The sequence below is a fragment of the Pseudomonas xanthosomatis genome (genome assembly GCF_019139835.1).
Lineage (GTDB): Bacteria > Pseudomonadota > Gammaproteobacteria > Pseudomonadales > Pseudomonadaceae > Aquipseudomonas > Aquipseudomonas fakonensis.
Genome location: NZ_CP077075.1, coordinates 5,254,526 through 5,270,525, shown reverse-complemented (window position 1 = coordinate 5,270,525; position 16,000 = coordinate 5,254,526). Strand labels below are relative to the sequence as shown.

Sequence of the window (16,000 nt, the reverse complement as noted above, 5' to 3'; positions counted from 1 at the left end):
TCATGAGCATGTCGTACCCCGACATGCTCTGGTGGCTCGGGGACGGGTCAGGAGGAACGGATGGCTGAACAAGCAGCGGTAACGTTGAACATTGGTGCCACCGTCGAGCCGACGGTGGGAAAGGCGCTTGCACAGATCGAGCGCCAGCTCGACGCGTTCAAGCGCGATGCCGACACGACGACGGCACTCACTACCGGCGCAGCCGGTTTTTCGTCGATCGCCACGGCGCTCAAGGCTGCTTACCAGCCAGTAAAGGTCAGCGGCGACTATCAGGCGCTGATCGGTGCCATTGGGCAAAGGTCGGGCGCCAGCGCGACAATGGAGGCCGAGTTGGCCAGGGAGGTGGTAGCCGCCTCGCGAGGCAGTGGCATGTCGCGCGACCAGGTAGCCCGGTTGGTCGGTCAGATGATGGACAAGGGCATGTCCTTGCAGCAGGCCAGGGACAACCTGGGCACGGCGACGACCTTCGCCTACGGGCAGGGCGTCGAAGGTGACGACACGGCGGCTTTGATGCGCTCCCTGCAGCAAGCTGGGCTGAAGCAGCCGCAGGCATTGCGAGAAGGGCTGGGCCTGTTGGTGGCCCAGGCGCGAGACGGCGGTTTCGACAGCGCTGAACTGGCGAAATGGATACCCAAGTTGCTGCCCGCCATGGACGGAAAGCAAAGCCCGCTCGATGCCGTACGCGAACTTGGCGCATTGCTGCAGGCCCAGAGGGCATCGGCCAATGGCGCCGATGATGCCGGCGAGATGGTCAAACGCTTCTTGGAGGCCAGCGAAAAGGGCTCCGTCGATTTCAGCGGCGATAGCGCCATGCGTGAGCGGATGCGCGCCATGCAAGGCGACAAGGGCGGCGATTTGGATGCTGACTTGGCCCGGCGGCTGACGCAGTCTGGTACCAAGTGGCAGCAGAGTCAGAATGCCTGGAATGACCTTTTGCGCAGTGCTGGCGATGGCATGCGCCCGCTCAGTGATGGCGTCGCCGATGAAGCCACCCAGTTGTTGCAAGGGCTTACCGACCTGACGGATGCCTGTCCGCGGGTGGTCGTGGGCCTGACCGCGGTGGCGGGCCTGGCTACTTTGGCGGCCGGGGCTTACAGAACCTTCCAGCTGGGCAAAGGCGTATTCGAGACGGGCAAAGGCCTGTTCAAAAAGGCTGGGAGCCAGGGCGGCGAGGGGCTTTCCGCTGGCGCGAGGTCACAGCCGGTCAACGTGTTTGTGACCAATTTCGGCGCATTGGGCGGGGCCGTTGGCGGCCGGAACGCAACGTCCAAGAAATCCAGGAAGGGCCAGCGCAAGGCCCGCAGGAATGGTTACACACAGCCGCCGCAGTCTGTGGCCAGCCGAAAGGGCGTGGGCGATGCGGCAATGAGTTTGACCAGTAGCCGGGCGCCCGCTTCTGTGCCAAAGCTGGCGGGTGCGGGGGGGCAAGTGGCCCGCGGGTTGCTCAAGCGCGTGCCCGCCGGGGCGCTGGTCGATGGTGCCATGCAACTGGCGCAGGTTTACACCAGCGAAGGCACGCCGCAAGAGAAGGCCGAAGGCTATGGATCGGCCTTGGGCGGCATGGGCGGAACCTTGGCCGGTGCTGCTGCCGGGGCGGCCATCGGCTCGGTCGTGCCGGTAGTCGGTACCTTGATCGGCGGGTTGATCGGTGGCTTTGTCGGCGGCATGGGCGGCGAAGAAGCCGGTGGCTGGTTGGGCAGGGTCATTGGCGGTGGCCCTGCCCAGGGCGAGGCACCCGTCAAGCCGGCCCTGGGTGACGCTGCCTCGGCGGTGACTGCGCCTGCCGCAGCGCCGCCGGTTTCAGCTGCAACTGCCCCCTTGCCTGCCAACCAGCAATTCACCTTCACCGCCAACATGCCGGTCACCTTCAACAACAGCCTGGACGACCCATCGGTGATTCAACAGCTGGAGCAGATCGCCCGGCGCACGTTAACCGACCTGATGGAGCGCGCCAAGTCCGCGCAACTGACCGACCCGGTCTACGTTTGAGGAGCAATAGATGACCTATCTGGAGCAGCTGCAAGCCACGCTGCACGCCCTGGTCGAGGCGGGGGAGGCGGGGCGTCGACGGGTCGACGCCATGCTCGACCCGATGAACGAGGCCATCGACCACGTCCAGGGCGCGGTCACCGAGCTTGAGGGCCTGCCGGTGGTTGGCCCGATCATCGGCGCCAAGCTGCAACGCGCCATGCGCGCCATCGACCGGGCCCAGGCGCGGGTGGCCAAGGTAGTGGCCAAGTACGACCAGGCGGTGGCGGTGGTGCGCCAGGTGCGCGAACGCATCGACGCCTTCGCCGGCCACGTGGCCAAGGCCACCGCGGCGGTGCGCCGGGTGGTGGGGGAGGTGCGTGCCACGGTTAGCGGCGTGCTGCAGACCTTGGGCTTTGCCCCCGAGGCCACCCCTGCCGCCGAGGCGGTCAAACCGTTCCCGCACTTGTTGGTGCTGCAGCCGCTGAAGGCGGGCGCGGCGCCTTACTACTTCAACCTCGACACCGCCGCCTTCGACCAGTTGCGCCGGCAGACACGCTTTCGCTGGGCCGGGCAGGAACGCCTCGGCCGCGAGGGCGCGCAGCAGGCGGTCAGCCTGGGCGAGGAGAACATCAGCATTCGCGGTGCCATCTTCCCAGGCTTCAAGGGCGGGCTCGGCCAGTTGCAGACCTTGCGCAGCATCGGCCGGCAACTGCTGCCGCTGTCGCTGACCACAGGCTACGGCGAGGTGCTCGGCAACTGGTGCCTGACCAGCATCGAGGAGGACCAGAGCCTGCTGCAGGCTGGCGGCATTCCACGCAAACAAGGCTTTTCACTGGAGTTCGTAAGCTATGGCCAGGACCTGCAAAACCTCTGAGGGCGATGTGCTCGACACCCTCTGCCAGCACTACTACGGGCACCTTGCCGGCACCGTCGAGGCGGTGCTGGATGCCAATCAGGGCCTGGCGGATGAAGCGCAGCCGTTTCGCGCCGGGGTGATGATCGTGTTGCCGGAGCTGCCTGCGCCGGCCAGCGACACCCTTCAATTATGGGACTGACAAATATGGGAGTGACTAAGGAGGCGCAGCCATGAAACCTGTATTCAGCATCCAGGCCGACGGCAAGGACATCACCGCGCTGATCAACGACCGCCTGCTGCTGATGCGCACCACCGACAAGCCGGGCCTGGAAGCGGACGAGTTCGAACTGCGCATCGATGCCCGCGACGGCGCGCTGGCACTGCCGGCCCGTGGCGCGCTGCTGGCGGTACACCTGGGTTACGCCGGGCAGGCGTTGAGCCTGCTGGGGCGTTACACCGTCGATGAGGTCGAGCTGTCCGGCCCGCCGGACACCTTGGTGATCCGCGGCAAGGCCAGCGACCTGCGTGGCTCGGGCAAGACCATCCGCAGCGGCAGCTGGGAGGGTGCCACGCTGCAACGTATTGTCGCCGACCTGGCCGCGCGCAACGGCTGGCAGGCGGTGTGCTCGGTGGCCACGCTGATACCGCGCATCGACCAGTACAGCGAGTCGGACTTCAACTTCATCACCCGCGTTGCCCGCCAGTACGACTGCACCGCCAAGCTCGCCAACGGCCAGTTGCTGGTGCTGCCGCGCCAGGCAGGCAAGAGCGCCAGCGGCCAGGCGCTGGGGGTGGTGACCTTGCAGCGCAGCGAGGTCAGCCAGTGGCAGTTTCGCCTGGCCGACCGCACCACCCACAAGGCTGTGCGTACCCGCCACCAGGACAGCGCCAGTGGCCGCCTGCAGGCGGTCGAGCTGGGCAACGAGCAAGCGCCGGACGGCTTGCAGCCGGTGTACACCGACCGCCACCTGTACCCCAACCGCGCAGCGGCAGAGCAAGCGGCCCGCGCGCGCCTGGCCAGCTTCAACCGCGACACCGCCAGCGTGCGCCTGGACTTGCCCGGGCGCACCGACCTGTTCGCCGAGCGCAGCATCGAAGTGCGCGGCTTCATGGCCGGGCTGGACGGCGCGTACCTGATCGAGTCGGTGGAGCAGGTGTTCACCAGCAGCGGCTGGCGCACCACCGTGCAGTGCAACGGCGGCCAGCAGGGCAAGGCCCGGGCCAAGGGCAGCGCGACGCGCCAGGCCGGGACGCTCAAAGCCCAGGGCTGAACCTGCGGGCGCTGTTTCTCGCCTGCTCTTCTTGTGGTCGGCACGGGTAACCCAAGGCCGTCTCGTCACCTGCAATGAAAGCCTCGCGCTTCAACCCATCGCCCCTGAGCGACCCCGCCGGCGGCTGCGGCCGCCGTTCGACCAGACAGCAAAGGAGCTTGCACCCATGGTGCTGACCGCCAGGCAACTAAGTGACATCTACCCCCTCGCCGGCCAACGGGTCGCGGCATTTTTGCCCGCGCTCAACGAGGCCATGGCCCGCTGGGAAATCGACCACCCCAAGCGCGCCGCGGCGTTTCTCGCCCAGGTCGGGCATGAGTCCGGCCAGCTGCGCTACGTCAAGGAGCTGGGCGGCGAGCGCTACCTGGCCCGCTACGATACCGGCAGCCTGGCCCGACGGTTGGGTAATACTCCGGAGGCCGATGGCGACGGCCAGCTGTATTGCGGCCGCGGCCTGATCCAGGTGACCGGGCGCAACAACTACCAGGCTTGCAGCCGCGCGCTGTTCGGTGACGAACGCCTGCTGGCGCAGCCGCAAATGCTCGAACAGCCGCGTTGGGCGTGCGAGTCGGCGGCGTGGTTCTGGCAGTCGCGCGGGCTCAATGCGCTGGCTGACCAGGGTGAGTTCAACCGCATTACCCGGCACATCAATGGCGGGCTGAACGGGCTGACCGAGCGCCTGCAACTGTGGGCGCGGGCGCGGGAGGTGCTGTGCTGAGTCGCTTGCAGCTCGGCGTGTGCCTGGCGCTGGTGGCCCTGGCTGCGGCATTGGCCTGGCAAGCCCAGGCCTGGCGCTACGGGCGGCTGCTGGCCGGGCAGGAGCAGGCTCTGGTGCAGCAGCGGTTGGACCAGGCCGAGGCGCTGCATAACCTGCTGCTGGCCGAGCGTGAGCAGCGTCTTTCATTGGAACAGCGCCTGCACGACAGCGAAGCGCAACATTTCAAGGAGCTTAACGATGCCCAGGATGCCCAGGCTCGCCTGCGTGATCGCCTTGCTACTAGCGACCTGCGGTTGTCGGTCCTGGTCGAGCGCAGCGCCGGTTGCGCCGCAGTGCCTGCCGCCGCCGGCGCCGGCGGCGTGGATGATGGCCCCGTACGCGCCCGAATTGACCCGGCGCATGCTCGACGAATTATCGGTATCACCGACGACGGCGACCGGGGACTGATTGCGTTGCGTGCCTGCCAGGCCTACGTGCGGGCGTTGGCGCGCTAGGCTTGCCAGCATGGGCGAGGGTGGTAGGGTAGGGCGCATTGTCGCCAGGAGCCTGCCATGGACCCGATCACCGTTCTTTCCGCCCGCCTGGGTGAACACCTGCGTCGTTTCAACGCCCAGGTGAGTACCGCCGAATCCTGTACCGGCGGCGGCATTGCCGAAGCGATCACCCGCATCCCCGGCAGCTCGGCCTGGTTCGAGGCCGGCTACGTCACCTACTCCAACGCTCAGAAAACCCGCCAGCTAGGCGTGCCGGCCCCGCTGTTCGGCGAGGTCGGGGCGGTCAGCCAGGAGGTGGTCGAAGCCATGGTGCGCGGCGCGCAAGCTGCAAGCGGTGCGCGCTTTGCCGTGGCGGTCAGCGGCGTGGCCGGCCCTGACGGCGGCTCGCCGGCCAAACCGGTGGGCACCGTGTGGCTGGCGTGGGCCGATGGAAACCATGTGAGCAGCGAGCGGCGGCACTTCGACGGTGACCGCGAAGCGGTGCGTCGACAAACGGTAATCGCCGCGTTAGACGGCTTGTTACAGCTTGGCGCGGAGTAATTCGCCCGGCGGGGGTTTGCCAAAACGAATCCCTGTGGAATAATACTGGCTACTTATACAGGTATTCCGGCCGTCAGGGCCAAGTCGAACACGTGAGGATTTCAATGGACGACAACAAGAAACGCGCCTTGGCTGCGGCCCTGGGTCAGATCGAACGCCAATTCGGCAAAGGCGCGGTCATGCGCATGGGCGACCACGAGCGCCAAGGCATTCCAGCCATCTCCACCGGCTCCCTGGGCCTGGACATCGCCCTGGGCATCGGCGGTCTGCCAAAAGGCCGTATCGTCGAGATCTACGGCCCGGAATCCTCCGGTAAAACCACGCTGACCTTGTCGGTCATCGCCGAAGCCCAGAAGAACGGCGCCACTTGCGCCTTCGTCGACGCCGAGCACGCCCTCGACCCTGAATACGCCGGCAAGCTGGGCGTCAACGTCGACGACCTGCTGGTCTCGCAGCCAGACACCGGCGAACAAGCCCTGGAAATCACCGACATGCTGGTGCGCTCCAACGCCGTTGACGTGATCATCGTCGACTCCGTTGCCGCCCTGGTACCCAAGGCCGAGATCGAAGGCGAAATGGGCGACATGCACGTCGGCCTGCAGGCCCGTCTGATGTCCCAGGCGCTGCGCAAAATCACCGGTAACATCAAGAACGCCAACTGCCTGGTCATCTTCATCAACCAGATCCGTATGAAGATCGGCGTGATGTTCGGCAGCCCGGAAACCACCACCGGTGGTAACGCCCTGAAGTTCTACGCTTCGGTTCGCCTGGACATTCGCCGTACCGGCGCGGTCAAGGAAGGCGACGAAGTGGTCGGCAGCGAAACCCGCGTCAAAATCGTCAAGAACAAGGTCTCGCCACCTTTCCGTCAGGCCGAGTTCCAAATTCTTTACGGCAAGGGTATCTACCGCAACGGCGAAATCATCGACCTGGGTGTATCCCAAGGCCTGGTGGAAAAATCCGGTGCCTGGTACGCCTACCAAGGCAACAAGATCGGCCAGGGCAAAGCCAACGCGGCCAAGTACCTGCAAGAGAACCCGGCCATTGGCGCCGAGATCGAGAAGCAAATCCGCGACAAGCTGCTGACCAGCGCTGCTGTAACCGCAGAAGGCAAAGCCGCAGCTGCCCAAGCCGATGCTGACGATCTGGCTGACGCTGACGCCGGTTACTGATTCGCCCCATGCCCGCCGTACTCGACAACCCCGTCGCCGTTCGGCGGGCAGCCATGGACCTGCTCGCACGCCGCGAGCATGGTCGCGTCGAACTAACGCGAAAGCTGCGTCAGCGCGGTGCCATCGATGAGCTGATCGAGCCTGCGCTCGATCGGCTTGCCGAGGAAGGGCTGCTTAGCGAAGCCCGCTATCTCGAAAGCTTCATCCGTTACCGTTCCAATGCTGGCTACGGCCCCGCGCGTATTCGCGAGGAGCTGGGGCAGCGCGGCTTGGTGCGTGGCGATATTGACCAGGCTTTGCGCGAGAGCGAAGTGGACTGGGGCGAACGCCTGCGGGATGTATGGCAGCGCAAGTTTGCCGGGCAGCGCCCGCAAGACCCACGCAGCCGCGCGCAGCAGACTCGGTTTCTCGTCTACCGTGGGTTCTCGATGGAGATGGTCGGTCGGCTGCTCAACGGCCGTGACCTGGACGACTACTGACCAATGCCCTGTACGGGCTGGCACCGCCCGGTGCCAGCCCGTACAGGGCATTTTGCGTTCAGCTCACTTTCAACGCTTCCCGCGCCCGCTGGGTGGTGTGCATCGGCTGGGGCTTCGCCCAGTTTTCCGGCAGGTTGATAAAGTCCACCAGCTCGCGCAGGCGACCCTGATCACGGCCATTGAAAGCAAAGGTCAGCCGTGTCAGGTGGCTGTAGTTGCCTTCTTCGTGTTCGGCGCCACTGTCGGCCTGCTGATGGTAGCGGCCGCTCAGGCGCAGGTCGGGAAAGCCCTCCTCGATATCGTGCAGGGCGGCCTCGCTCAGGCGGTGGTGCATGCGCACCACGAACTGTTTTTTCAGCCAGCGGCTGGAGTGGTAGTTGCTGTAGAACTGCCGGATTTCTTCCACCGCCTCGTCGGCGCTGTGGGCCATGCGCACCAGCTTGAGGTCGCTGGGCAGGATGTAGCGGTTCTCTTCGAGCTGGCGGCTGATGAAGGCCAGCGCGTCCTGCCAGAAGCTGCCGCCAGGTGAGTCGAGCAACACCACCGGTACCAGCGGGCTCTTGCCGGTCTGGATCAGGGTCAGCACTTCCAGCGCCTCGTCCAGGGTGCCGAAGCCGCCCGGGCACAGCACCAGAGCGTCGGCCTCCTTGACGAAGAACAACTTGCGAATGAAGAAAAAGTGAAACGGCAGCAGCTTGTCGGTGCCGTCGACCGTGGCGTTGGCGTGCTGCTCGAAGGGCAGGGTGATGTTGAAGCCCAGGCTGTGGTCGCTGCCAGCGCCTTCGTGGGCGGCAGCCATGATGCCGCCGCCGGCACCGGTGATGACCATCAGGTCGGCGCGGGCCAGGGTTGCGCCCAGTTCGCGGGCCAGGGCGTACATCGGGTGTTCGACGGGCGTGCGCGCCGAGCCGAACACCGTGACCTTGCGCCGGCCCTTGTAGTGCTCGAGGGTGCGGAACGAATGATCGAGTTCGCGCAGCGCCTGCAATGTGATCTTGGCGTTCCAGCGGTTACCGTCGTCGTGGGCCATGCGCAGGATGGTCAGCATCATGTCGCGGTACAGCGGCAGGTTGGGGCTGTTGGGGGCGACCAGTTGCAGTTGCTCGTCGACCTTGCCCAGGTCGATGCCGTGCTCGCGAAAGTGTTCGAGCAGGCGTTCGTTCGGTTGGTACGGCATTCAACGTCTCCTTCTGCAGCAAAACCTCTGACCGGGCCGATGGCGTGTCCCGGCCGCGACACTGCGTGTGTCGCAGGCTGCTTGGCTCGAGTGTGAACCGCGAGCATTGCAGTAGGCCTTCAAGGCCGTGTTGCAGGGGTAAAGTCCATCCATTTTCGTTGTTTTGATCGAAACGCATTGTGGCAGGCGTTCGCTTTCAATCTAGACCCTGGTGCGGCTTCGTGCCGCTGTCGCAAGCCATTCGTCAGATCGGATCCAATAATTGATCGGCTTTGGTTAACTGAAAGGCACAGGGGCTCGATGCGCAGGAGGTGACGCCATGCATCGGCTGGTGATCGAGGTGGAGGCGCAGCTGTACGGGGAGTTGCTGGAGGCGGCCCAGGGCAATCGGCTGAGCCTTGAGCAGGAGTGCTTGCGCCGGTTGCAGGGTGTGCAGCCGCATTCGCGCTACTTGCAGGCCTTGCTGGCCGGTTTGCGCGCCGATGAGGAGCAGCGGCGCGCCAGTGCCAGCGATCAGCTCGCCTGAATCACTTCTTCTTGTTGCCGGCCGTGCAGCTGGCGGCGTCGAAGGCCTGGTCCATGATCGGCTGGTTGGTCTTGTAGACAGTGAAGCGGTAAACCAGCACGGCGCCTTTGGACATCAGGTTGCGGTAGCCGTTGTTGCGGCACACGCTGTCGCCCAGCTGGCTGCGTACCTGCTCAGGGTTGGCCTGCATGCGTTCGGCGTGGCTTTCGCGCACGCTCAGGTGGTTGACCAGCGCCTTGCCCTTTTCAACGGTGTAGCCCTGGTCGAGGATGTCTTCATTGATGGCTCGCGGGGTACCGACGCTGCTTTCCTTGGCGACCTTCTGCAGCGTCTGGGTCAGCTCGTACTCCTGCTTGGAGGCGGCCTGTGCGGCCAGCGGCAGGGCGAGCAGCAGGCTCAGGGTCGGGACGATAAGACGCAGCATGAATCTCTCCTGGTTCGATGACTGGCGCTTTGACCTGCGCCGGCGGGCGGCGTTCCATGAAACCGGCAGGTTTCGCGGCCGCCAAAGCAGGCGATTATAAAGGAGCCGCCGGCACCGCTGCACGGCAAAAGAGGCCGGCTCTGGTAGACTGGCGCTTTGTTATCGTCGAGTCATACCTGTGCCCGCCCCATCCCCCTGCCAAGGCCTGCGGCCATGAGCCACGCCGTAGCGCGCCTGCGCGCCGAACGCCTGGCCCGCAGCGTCAAACCCTTCGTTGCCCGTGGTTCGCGCGCCGAGCGCTGCCCCGACTGCCGGGTCATCGCTACCCACTGCCTGTGTGCCTGGAAGCCGCGGGTGCAGGCCGACTCTGGCGTGTGCCTGCTGATGCATGACACCGAGCCATTGAAGCCAACCAACACCGGCTGGCTTATCGCCGACCTGATCGAAGACACCTCTGCCTTCGGCTGGCTGCGCACCTCGGTGGACGAGCGCCTGCTGGCGCTACTCGACGACCCGCAGTGGCAGCCCTATATCGTCTTCCCTGGCGAGTTCGTCGCCCAGGAACGCGTGGTTACACAGGTGCAGCGCGAGCCGGGCAAGCGCCCGTTGTTCATCCTGCTCGACGCCACCTGGACCGAAGCACGCAAGATGTTCCGCAAGAGCCCGTACCTGGACCGTTTCCCGGTGCTCAGCCTTGAAGCGGAGCAGATGTCGCGCTACCGCCTGCGCCGCTCCAAGCGCGACGATCACTTCTGCACCGCGGAAGTTGCCGCCATGTGCCTGGACCTGGCCGGTGACAACCAGGCGTCCCAGGCGCTGGACGCCTACCTTGACCTGTTCAGCCTGCATTACCTGAGCGGCAAGCGCCGCCTGCCGTTGGACGAGCAGGACGAGGTCCACCAGCGCTTGCATACCTTCCTATAGTCCAAGGGGCAGGCGCGACGGATTGGGTCATACTGTCGGGGCTGGCAGCCAGGGTGGGCGGTACGACCGGGCAATTGGCTTGACCACCCGGGGCGTGCTGGTCATCCTTGGCGCCGCTTCAGGCGCGACGAAGCTGCTGTTACCCCGGCCTTCGCCGTGCCATCCCGGCCGACGGCCCTGCCGTACGCGCCATGAGTTGCCCGCCAGGCGTTGCCATACCCCCGCGCCTGGCACAGAACAGGATCCATAGATCGATGGCCACATACGAAATCCTGATTGCCGATGACCACCCGTTGTTCCGCAGCGCCATGCGCCAGGCCGTTACCCTTGGCCTGGGTTCGGACGTGCGTCTGGTCGAGGTGGCGAGCATCGCCGAGCTGGAAACCCGCCTGGGCGAAAAAGCCGACTGGGACCTGGTCCTGCTGGACCTGAACATGCCCGGTGCCTACGGTTTTTCCGGGCTGGTGCTGCTGCGCGGGCAATACCCGCAAATTCCGGTGGTGATGGTCTCGGCCCAGGAAGAAGCGGCGGTGGTGGTCAAGTCGCGCGAATTCGGTGCCAGCGGTTTCATCCCCAAGTCCAGCGACCTGAACGTCATCCAGGATGCGGTCAGGAAGGTGCTGGACGGCGAAGTGTGGTGGCCGCCACAGGCATTCGAGAAGGTCGACGTTTCGGCCGAGGCCAAGGCCGCCAGCGAAGGCCTGGCCAGCCTCACGCCGCAGCAGTTCCGGGTGCTGACCATGGTCTGCGAGGGCCTGCTGAACAAGCAGATCGCCTACGAGCTGAGTGTATCGGAGGCGACTATCAAGGCCCACGTCACGGCGATCTTCCGCAAGCTGGGCGTGCGTACCCGTACCCAGGCTGCGCTGCTGCTGCAACAACTTGAATCGGTTTCGGCCAGCTAAGTCCCTGCGCCTTCACGCTTTTTTGACCCCGGTTGAACTAGCCTGCTGGCCTTTTCTCGGTGAAGTGACTGACACACATGTCGCCATTCAAGGGCCAGACCGGCCTCAAACGTATTTTCAATGCCGCCGGCTACTCGCTGGACGGCCTGCGCGCGGCGTTCAAGGGTGAAGCCGCGTTCCGCCAACTGGTGCTGGTCAACGTGCTGCTCATCCCCACGGCCTTCTGGTTGCCGGTGAGCCGCGCCGAGCGCGCAATCCTGATCGCGGTGTGCCTGCTGGGGCTGATCGTCGAGCTGCTCAACTCTGCGGTGGAGGCGGCTATCGACCGCATCTCGCTTGACCGCCACCCACTGTCGAAAAACGCCAAGGACATGGGCAGCGCCGCGCAACTGGTGGCCATGAGCATGGTGGCGCTGGTGTGGGGCGTGATCCTGCTCGGCTGATGCTCAGGCAATCGGCGGCAGCACGATCTCGTCGCTGCGCCTGACTCCTGCGGTGAAGCTGCGGCACAGCTCGAGGAACTCGCGCATGGCCGAGGTCTGGTACTTCTGCTTGTGCCAGATGAAGTAGAACTGCCGCGCCAGGTCCAGTGCCGGGGTTTCCACCGGCACCAGGCTGCCGCGGCGGAACGCATCGCGCAGGGCCAGGCGTGAGATGCAGCCGATGCCCAACCCCGACTCCACGGCGCGTTTGATCGCCTCGGTGTGCTCGAGCTCCAGGCGGATGTTCAGGTTGGCGCGGTGGTGACGCATGGCCTGGTCAAAGGTCAGACGCGTCCCCGAACCCTGCTCGCGCAGAATCCACGCTTCATGGGCCAATTGCTCGATGCTGGCATGGCCGACCTTGGCCAGCGGGTGCTGGGGCGCGCAGAACACCACCAGTTCATCCTCCACCCACGGCTGCACTTCGATATTGGGGTGGTTGCAATCACCCTCGATCAGACCCAGATCAATTTCGTAATGGGCCACCTGTTGCACAATATGCGCAGTGTTCTGCACGTGCAGCTTCACCTGGCTTTCCGGGTGCACCTGCATGAAGCTGCCGATCAGCAACGTGGCCAGGTAGTTGCCGATGGTCAGGGTGGCGCCCACCGCCAGTGAGCCAAAACCGGACTTGCCGTTGAGCAGGTCTTCGATTTCCTTGGCCTGGTCGAGCAGTGCCACGGCCTGGGGCAGCAGTTGATGGCCCAGGGCGTTGAGGCTCAGGCGCTTGCCGGCGCGGTCGAACAGCTGGCAGCTGGACTGGCGCTCAAGCTCAGTGATGGAGGTGCTGGCCGCCGATTGCGACAAGGCCAGCACACCAGCGGCTCGAGAGACGCTTTGGTGCTGGGCGACGGCAACGAAGACCTGAAGCTGACGAAGTGTGAATCGCATATCTATATAACCGATAACACATATCTTGATAATTCAGTTAACAGATATTGTCGCTGCCCCTAAACTATCGCGCAACTGCGCGTTTTGCGCGCTGCGTTTTTCTTCAGGAGCCCCTAGATGAGCAACATGAACCACGAACGTGTCCTCAGTGTTCACCACTGGAACGACACCCTGTTCAGCTTCAAGTGCACCCGCGACCCGGGGCTGCGCTTCGAGAACGGTCAGTTCGTGATGATCGGCCTGCAGCAGGAAAGCGGCCGTCCGCTCATGCGCGCCTATTCCATCGCGTCGCCAAACTGGGAAGAGCACCTGGAGTTCTTCAGCATCAAGGTGCCGGACGGCCCGCTGACCTCGCAGTTGCAGCACCTCAAGGAAGGCGACGAGATCATCATCAGCAAGAAGCCTACCGGCACGCTGGTACTCGACGACCTGAACCCGGGCAAGCACCTGTACCTGCTGAGCACCGGCACTGGCCTGGCGCCGTTCATGAGCGTCATCCAGGACCCGGAAACCTACGAGCGTTTCGAAAAGGTCATTCTGGTGCACGGCGTGCGCTACGTGAACGAAGTGGCCTACCGCGAGTTCATCACCGAGCACCTGCCGCAGAACGAGTTCTTCGGTGAGGCTGTGCGTGACAAGCTGATCTACTACCCCACCGTCACCCGTGAGCCGTTCGAGAACCAGGGCCGTCTGACCGACCTGATGCGCAGCGGCAAGCTGTTCAGCGACATCGGCCTGCCACCGATCAACCCGCAGGACGACCGTGCGATGATCTGCGGCAGCCCGAGCATGCTCGACGAAACCAGCGAAGTGCTCGACAGCTTCGGCCTGAAAGTCTCCGCCCGCATGCGCGAGCCAGGCGATTACCTGATCGAGCGTGCCTTCGTCGAGAAGTGAGGCGAGTGCGGTAACGCAAAAACGCAGCTCTGGGGCTGCGTTTTTTTTGGTCTGCGAGAAAAGGGTTGGCTGTGGTGGCCCTTTCGCGGGCAAGCCCGCTCCCACAGTGTTCACAGCATTCAGGCCAGCGCTGTACCTGTAGGAGCCGGCTTGCCGGCGATGAGGCCAGGACAGGCGACACAAAACAGTTCCCACAGAGCCTTCACTGGGTTCGAATATGGCGCCTTGCCTGTGGGAGCGGGCTTGCCCGCGAAGAAGCCGGTGCAGCACGCCCCCGAACCTCAGCCCTCGCGCACAACCTCCAGTACCCGGATCACATCCGGCTGCGGGTACTGCCAGCGCACCTGCACATCCCAGAACCTGACCCCATACACCCGCTCGGGCGGCGGCACCTGGTAGGCCGGGCGTGGGTCCTGGGCCAGGCACTGCTCGATCAGCTCAACCAGCGGTTCATCCAGGCGCAGTGCATGCTCGCGGGCCTGGGGCAGGGCGTTGTCACTCCATTGCACGGCAATCGGCTGCGGCGCCCCGTCGGCCATCTGATTGGTGGCATCGGCCACGCTGTCGGCGTAGGGCACATAGGGCTTGATATCCAGTACCGGGGTGCCATCCAGCAAATCGATGCCCGACAGCAGCAAGCGCCCGGGCTCCACGCCTTCCAGGCGCACCACTGACTGGCCGATGCCATTGGGCCGGTGGGTAGCGCGGGTGGCGAATACACCCATGCTCTTGTTGCCGCCCAGGCGTGGCGGGCGCACCTTCAGGCGCGGCTTGTCTTCCAGCGCCTGGTGGAACAGAAACAGCAGCCACACATGGCTGACCTGCTCAAGGCCCGCCACCGCATCGCCCTGGTCGAACGGCGCCAGCAGCTCCAGCACGCCTCGGGCGGCTGGCGCCAACTGCGGCTGGCGCGGGATGGCGAACTTCTCCTTGAAACAGGAGCGCACGATGCCGACCGGCGAGACGCTGTGCTGCATCAGCCGCGCACGCGCAGGGTCAGGCCCTTGAGGAAGTTGCGCAGCAACTGGTCGCCGCACGGGCGGTAGTTGTCGTGGCCCACCTTGCGGAACAGCGCGCTCAGTTCGGGTTTGGACACCGGGAAATTGACCGACTTGAGCACCGCGTGCAGGTCGTCCTCTTTCAGCTCGAAGGCCACCCGCAGCTTCTTGAGCACGGTGTTGTTGGTCACCGGCAACTCGATCGGCTGCGGCGGGCGGCTGTCGTCGCGGCCGCGGCGGTGGATCACCAGGCCGTCTAGAAAGTGCGCCATGACCTTGTCCGGGCACGCTACGTAGCCGGGCTCTTCTTCTTTCTTCACGTAACCGGCGATGGCTTCGGCGGTCACTTGCATCCCGCTCAGACCGATGATTTCGGCCATCTTCTGGTCGTTTGCCTTGAGCATATAGCGCAGGCTGCGCATTACATCGTTGTGGTTCATTGACGCCAATCCTGTTCTGATGCCGCGCGCTCCTGCGCGGCGGGGTATCGCTTAAAAACGTTCGCTGCCCACCAGGTACCGCCATTGGCCCTGGGCCAGCTTGCCCATCGACACGCCGCCCAGGCGAATGCGGCGCATGCCCAGCACCTTGAGCCCGGCGGTTTCGCACAATGCTTCGATCACCCCGGGCTGCGGGTTTTTCAACACCATGCGCAGGTGCTGCTCGTTCTGCCAGCTGGCCTTGGCCTTCGGCAGCTCGACGCCCTTGCGCTCCACACCACGGGCCAGGCGTTCCAGCGCACCAGGCTTGGCCTCGCCGCTGACCTGAACGATGTACTCCTGCTCCATGCGGCGCAGGTCGGCGTCCAGCTTGCGGGTGACCCGCCAGTCCTGGGTGAATACCTGCAGGCCGCTGGCGCCAGGCAACAGCGGGGCGATGCAAGCCTGGCGGGTGAAGTGGCCGTGCAGCGGGCGCACGCCTTCGCGATGGGTTTCGCTGAGGCTGGCCATGCCGATGCCGGCCTGCGCCGTTGCGGTGCCTTGGCCGGCGAGTTGGTGCAGCAGCAGGGTGACCGGCTCAAGGGCTTCGGCGCGGGCGCCGGGCAGCAGCTCGACCCGCTGCTCGCCGACCTTGAACTGGGGTTGCTCGACCACCTCGCCATCGACCGTGACCCAGCCTCCCTCGATATACAGTTCGGCCTCTCGGCGGGAGCAGCCAAGCTGTTCGATGAGGCGTTTGGACAGGCGGATGGGGTCGGACATGGACAATGGTTTCGCAAGGCGGGGAAAGGCCACATTGTACCTGCCCCGGCGAGGTTGCGGCTGCAAATCGGTG

20 protein-coding genes are annotated in these 16,000 nt (G+C 64.9%); 14 read left to right on the top strand and 6 right to left on the bottom strand.

The window, feature by feature from the left end; genetic code table 11:
• The first annotated feature begins 60 nt into the window (after positions 1-60).
• The 9 genes from KSS93_RS23255 to recX all read left to right on the top strand — a co-directional run bounded on the left by KSS93_RS23255 (position 61) and on the right by recX (position 7,501).
• A complete protein-coding gene (locus tag KSS93_RS23255; protein WP_217886154.1) occupies positions 61-1,989 on the top strand; it encodes a phage tail tape measure protein in 1,929 nt (642 codons plus the stop codon).
• A gap of 10 nt (positions 1,990-1,999) precedes the next feature.
• Positions 2,000-2,845, top strand: coding sequence for a phage tail protein (locus KSS93_RS23250; protein ID WP_217886153.1), 846 nt, complete (start codon positions 2,000-2,002; stop codon positions 2,843-2,845).
• Entirely contained in the window at positions 2,820-3,026 is a 207-nt protein-coding gene (locus tag KSS93_RS23245; protein ID WP_217839925.1) for a tail protein X, read from the top strand. The genes KSS93_RS23250 and KSS93_RS23245 overlap by 26 nt, the downstream gene beginning before the upstream one ends.
• A gap of 31 nt (positions 3,027-3,057) precedes the next feature.
• Positions 3,058-4,098 carry a phage late control D family protein gene (locus KSS93_RS23240; RefSeq protein ID WP_217886152.1) on the top strand — a complete coding sequence of 347 codons (1,041 nt, stop codon included), beginning with the start codon at positions 3,058-3,060 and terminating at the stop codon, positions 4,096-4,098.
• A gap of 166 nt (positions 4,099-4,264) precedes the next feature.
• On the top strand, positions 4,265-4,816 hold the full coding sequence (locus KSS93_RS23235) for a glycoside hydrolase family 19 protein (protein ID WP_217886151.1): 552 nt from the start codon (positions 4,265-4,267) through the stop codon (positions 4,814-4,816).
• Complete coding sequence (locus KSS93_RS23230) at positions 4,813-5,310, top strand: lysis system i-spanin subunit Rz (protein WP_217888790.1); 498 nt, start codon at positions 4,813-4,815, stop codon at positions 5,308-5,310. Before KSS93_RS23235 ends, KSS93_RS23230 begins: the two co-directional genes overlap by 4 nt.
• Positions 5,311-5,367: 57 nt before the next feature.
• A complete protein-coding gene (locus KSS93_RS23225; protein ID WP_217886150.1) occupies positions 5,368-5,850 on the top strand; it encodes a CinA family protein in 483 nt (160 codons plus the stop codon).
• Positions 5,851-5,954: 104 nt separating this feature from the next.
• A complete protein-coding gene (gene recA / locus KSS93_RS23220; RefSeq protein ID WP_217839921.1) occupies positions 5,955-7,022 on the top strand; it encodes a recombinase RecA in 1,068 nt (355 codons plus the stop codon).
• Between the two features lie 8 nt (positions 7,023-7,030).
• Entirely contained in the window at positions 7,031-7,501 is a 471-nt protein-coding gene (recX, locus tag KSS93_RS23215) for a recombination regulator RecX (protein ID WP_217886149.1), read from the top strand.
• 58 nt (positions 7,502-7,559) lie between these two features.
• Here the strand turns inward: recX and KSS93_RS23210 are convergent, their stop codons facing one another.
• Complete coding sequence (locus tag KSS93_RS23210) at positions 7,560-8,678, bottom strand: LOG family protein (RefSeq protein WP_217886148.1); 1,119 nt, start codon at positions 8,676-8,678, stop codon at positions 7,560-7,562.
• Between the two features lie 319 nt (positions 8,679-8,997).
• Between KSS93_RS23210 and KSS93_RS23205 the strand changes: the two genes are divergently transcribed.
• A complete protein-coding gene (locus KSS93_RS23205; protein WP_217886147.1) occupies positions 8,998-9,204 on the top strand; it encodes a hypothetical protein in 207 nt (68 codons plus the stop codon).
• 1 nt (position 9,205) lies between these two features.
• Here KSS93_RS23205 and KSS93_RS23200 read toward each other — a convergent pair whose 3' ends face one another.
• On the bottom strand, positions 9,206-9,628 hold the full coding sequence (locus tag KSS93_RS23200) for a quorum-sensing-regulated virulence factor family protein (protein ID WP_217886146.1): 423 nt from the start codon (positions 9,626-9,628) through the stop codon (positions 9,206-9,208).
• Between the two features lie 213 nt (positions 9,629-9,841).
• Between KSS93_RS23200 and KSS93_RS23195 the strand changes: the two genes are divergently transcribed.
• From KSS93_RS23195 to KSS93_RS23185, 3 genes are all read left to right on the top strand, one after another.
• On the top strand, positions 9,842-10,552 hold the full coding sequence (locus tag KSS93_RS23195) for a tRNA-uridine aminocarboxypropyltransferase (RefSeq protein WP_217886145.1): 711 nt from the start codon (positions 9,842-9,844) through the stop codon (positions 10,550-10,552).
• Positions 10,553-10,806: 254 nt separating this feature from the next.
• Entirely contained in the window at positions 10,807-11,457 is a 651-nt protein-coding gene (gene erdR / locus KSS93_RS23190) for a response regulator transcription factor ErdR (RefSeq protein WP_217886144.1), read from the top strand.
• A gap of 77 nt (positions 11,458-11,534) precedes the next feature.
• The gene (locus KSS93_RS23185; protein WP_023631044.1) at positions 11,535-11,900 is read left to right on the top strand and encodes a diacylglycerol kinase; all 366 of its coding nucleotides are present in this window, start codon (positions 11,535-11,537) and stop codon (positions 11,898-11,900) included.
• Between the two features lie 3 nt (positions 11,901-11,903).
• Here KSS93_RS23185 and KSS93_RS23180 read toward each other — a convergent pair whose 3' ends face one another.
• Positions 11,904-12,830, bottom strand: a complete 927-nt coding sequence (locus KSS93_RS23180; protein WP_217886143.1) for a LysR family transcriptional regulator — start codon at positions 12,828-12,830, stop codon at positions 11,904-11,906.
• A gap of 117 nt (positions 12,831-12,947) precedes the next feature.
• Between KSS93_RS23180 and fpr the strand changes: the two genes are divergently transcribed.
• A complete protein-coding gene (fpr, locus tag KSS93_RS23175) occupies positions 12,948-13,727 on the top strand; it encodes a ferredoxin-NADP reductase (RefSeq protein WP_167069020.1) in 780 nt (259 codons plus the stop codon).
• 281 nt (positions 13,728-14,008) lie between these two features.
• Here the strand turns inward: fpr and tsaA are convergent, their stop codons facing one another.
• Genes tsaA through KSS93_RS23160 form a run of 3 tightly spaced genes read right to left on the bottom strand, consistent with a single transcriptional unit; the run spans position 14,009 to position 15,927 of the window.
• Entirely contained in the window at positions 14,009-14,704 is a 696-nt protein-coding gene (tsaA, locus tag KSS93_RS23170; protein ID WP_217886142.1) for a tRNA (N6-threonylcarbamoyladenosine(37)-N6)-methyltransferase TrmO, read from the bottom strand.
• Positions 14,704-15,165 carry a YehS family protein gene (locus KSS93_RS23165; protein WP_217886141.1) on the bottom strand — a complete coding sequence of 154 codons (462 nt, stop codon included), beginning with the start codon at positions 15,163-15,165 and terminating at the stop codon, positions 14,704-14,706. The genes tsaA and KSS93_RS23165 overlap by 1 nt, the downstream gene beginning before the upstream one ends.
• 51 nt (positions 15,166-15,216) lie before the next feature.
• Entirely contained in the window at positions 15,217-15,927 is a 711-nt protein-coding gene (locus tag KSS93_RS23160) for an rRNA pseudouridine synthase (RefSeq protein ID WP_217886140.1), read from the bottom strand.
• Positions 15,928-16,000 lie beyond the last annotated feature (73 nt).

Coding starts and splice junctions, on each gene's coding strand:
- KSS93_RS23180 (WP_217886143.1), bottom strand. CDS start 12,830: ATGCGATTCACACTTCGTCAGCTTCAGGTCTTCGTTGCCGTCGCCCAG.
- KSS93_RS23185 (WP_023631044.1), top strand. CDS start 11,535: ATGTCGCCATTCAAGGGCCAGACCGGCCTCAAACGTATTTTCAATGCC.
- KSS93_RS23235 (WP_217886151.1), top strand. CDS start 4,265: ATGGTGCTGACCGCCAGGCAACTAAGTGACATCTACCCCCTCGCCGGC.
- recA (WP_217839921.1), top strand. CDS start 5,955: ATGGACGACAACAAGAAACGCGCCTTGGCTGCGGCCCTGGGTCAGATC.
- KSS93_RS23255 (WP_217886154.1), top strand. CDS start 61: ATGGCTGAACAAGCAGCGGTAACGTTGAACATTGGTGCCACCGTCGAG.
- KSS93_RS23195 (WP_217886145.1), top strand. CDS start 9,842: ATGAGCCACGCCGTAGCGCGCCTGCGCGCCGAACGCCTGGCCCGCAGC.
- KSS93_RS23225 (WP_217886150.1), top strand. CDS start 5,368: ATGGACCCGATCACCGTTCTTTCCGCCCGCCTGGGTGAACACCTGCGT.
- KSS93_RS23205 (WP_217886147.1), top strand. CDS start 8,998: ATGCATCGGCTGGTGATCGAGGTGGAGGCGCAGCTGTACGGGGAGTTG.
- KSS93_RS23210 (WP_217886148.1), bottom strand. CDS start 8,678: ATGCCGTACCAACCGAACGAACGCCTGCTCGAACACTTTCGCGAGCAC.
- KSS93_RS23165 (WP_217886141.1), bottom strand. CDS start 15,165: ATGAACCACAACGATGTAATGCGCAGCCTGCGCTATATGCTCAAGGCA.
- KSS93_RS23240 (WP_217886152.1), top strand. CDS start 3,058: ATGAAACCTGTATTCAGCATCCAGGCCGACGGCAAGGACATCACCGCG.
- KSS93_RS23245 (WP_217839925.1), top strand. CDS start 2,820: ATGGCCAGGACCTGCAAAACCTCTGAGGGCGATGTGCTCGACACCCTC.
- KSS93_RS23160 (WP_217886140.1), bottom strand. CDS start 15,927: ATGTCCGACCCCATCCGCCTGTCCAAACGCCTCATCGAACAGCTTGGC.
- KSS93_RS23250 (WP_217886153.1), top strand. CDS start 2,000: ATGACCTATCTGGAGCAGCTGCAAGCCACGCTGCACGCCCTGGTCGAG.
- erdR (WP_217886144.1), top strand. CDS start 10,807: ATGGCCACATACGAAATCCTGATTGCCGATGACCACCCGTTGTTCCGC.
- recX (WP_217886149.1), top strand. CDS start 7,031: ATGCCCGCCGTACTCGACAACCCCGTCGCCGTTCGGCGGGCAGCCATG.
- fpr (WP_167069020.1), top strand. CDS start 12,948: ATGAGCAACATGAACCACGAACGTGTCCTCAGTGTTCACCACTGGAAC.
- KSS93_RS23200 (WP_217886146.1), bottom strand. CDS start 9,628: ATGCTGCGTCTTATCGTCCCGACCCTGAGCCTGCTGCTCGCCCTGCCG.
- tsaA (WP_217886142.1), bottom strand. CDS start 14,704: ATGCAGCACAGCGTCTCGCCGGTCGGCATCGTGCGCTCCTGTTTCAAG.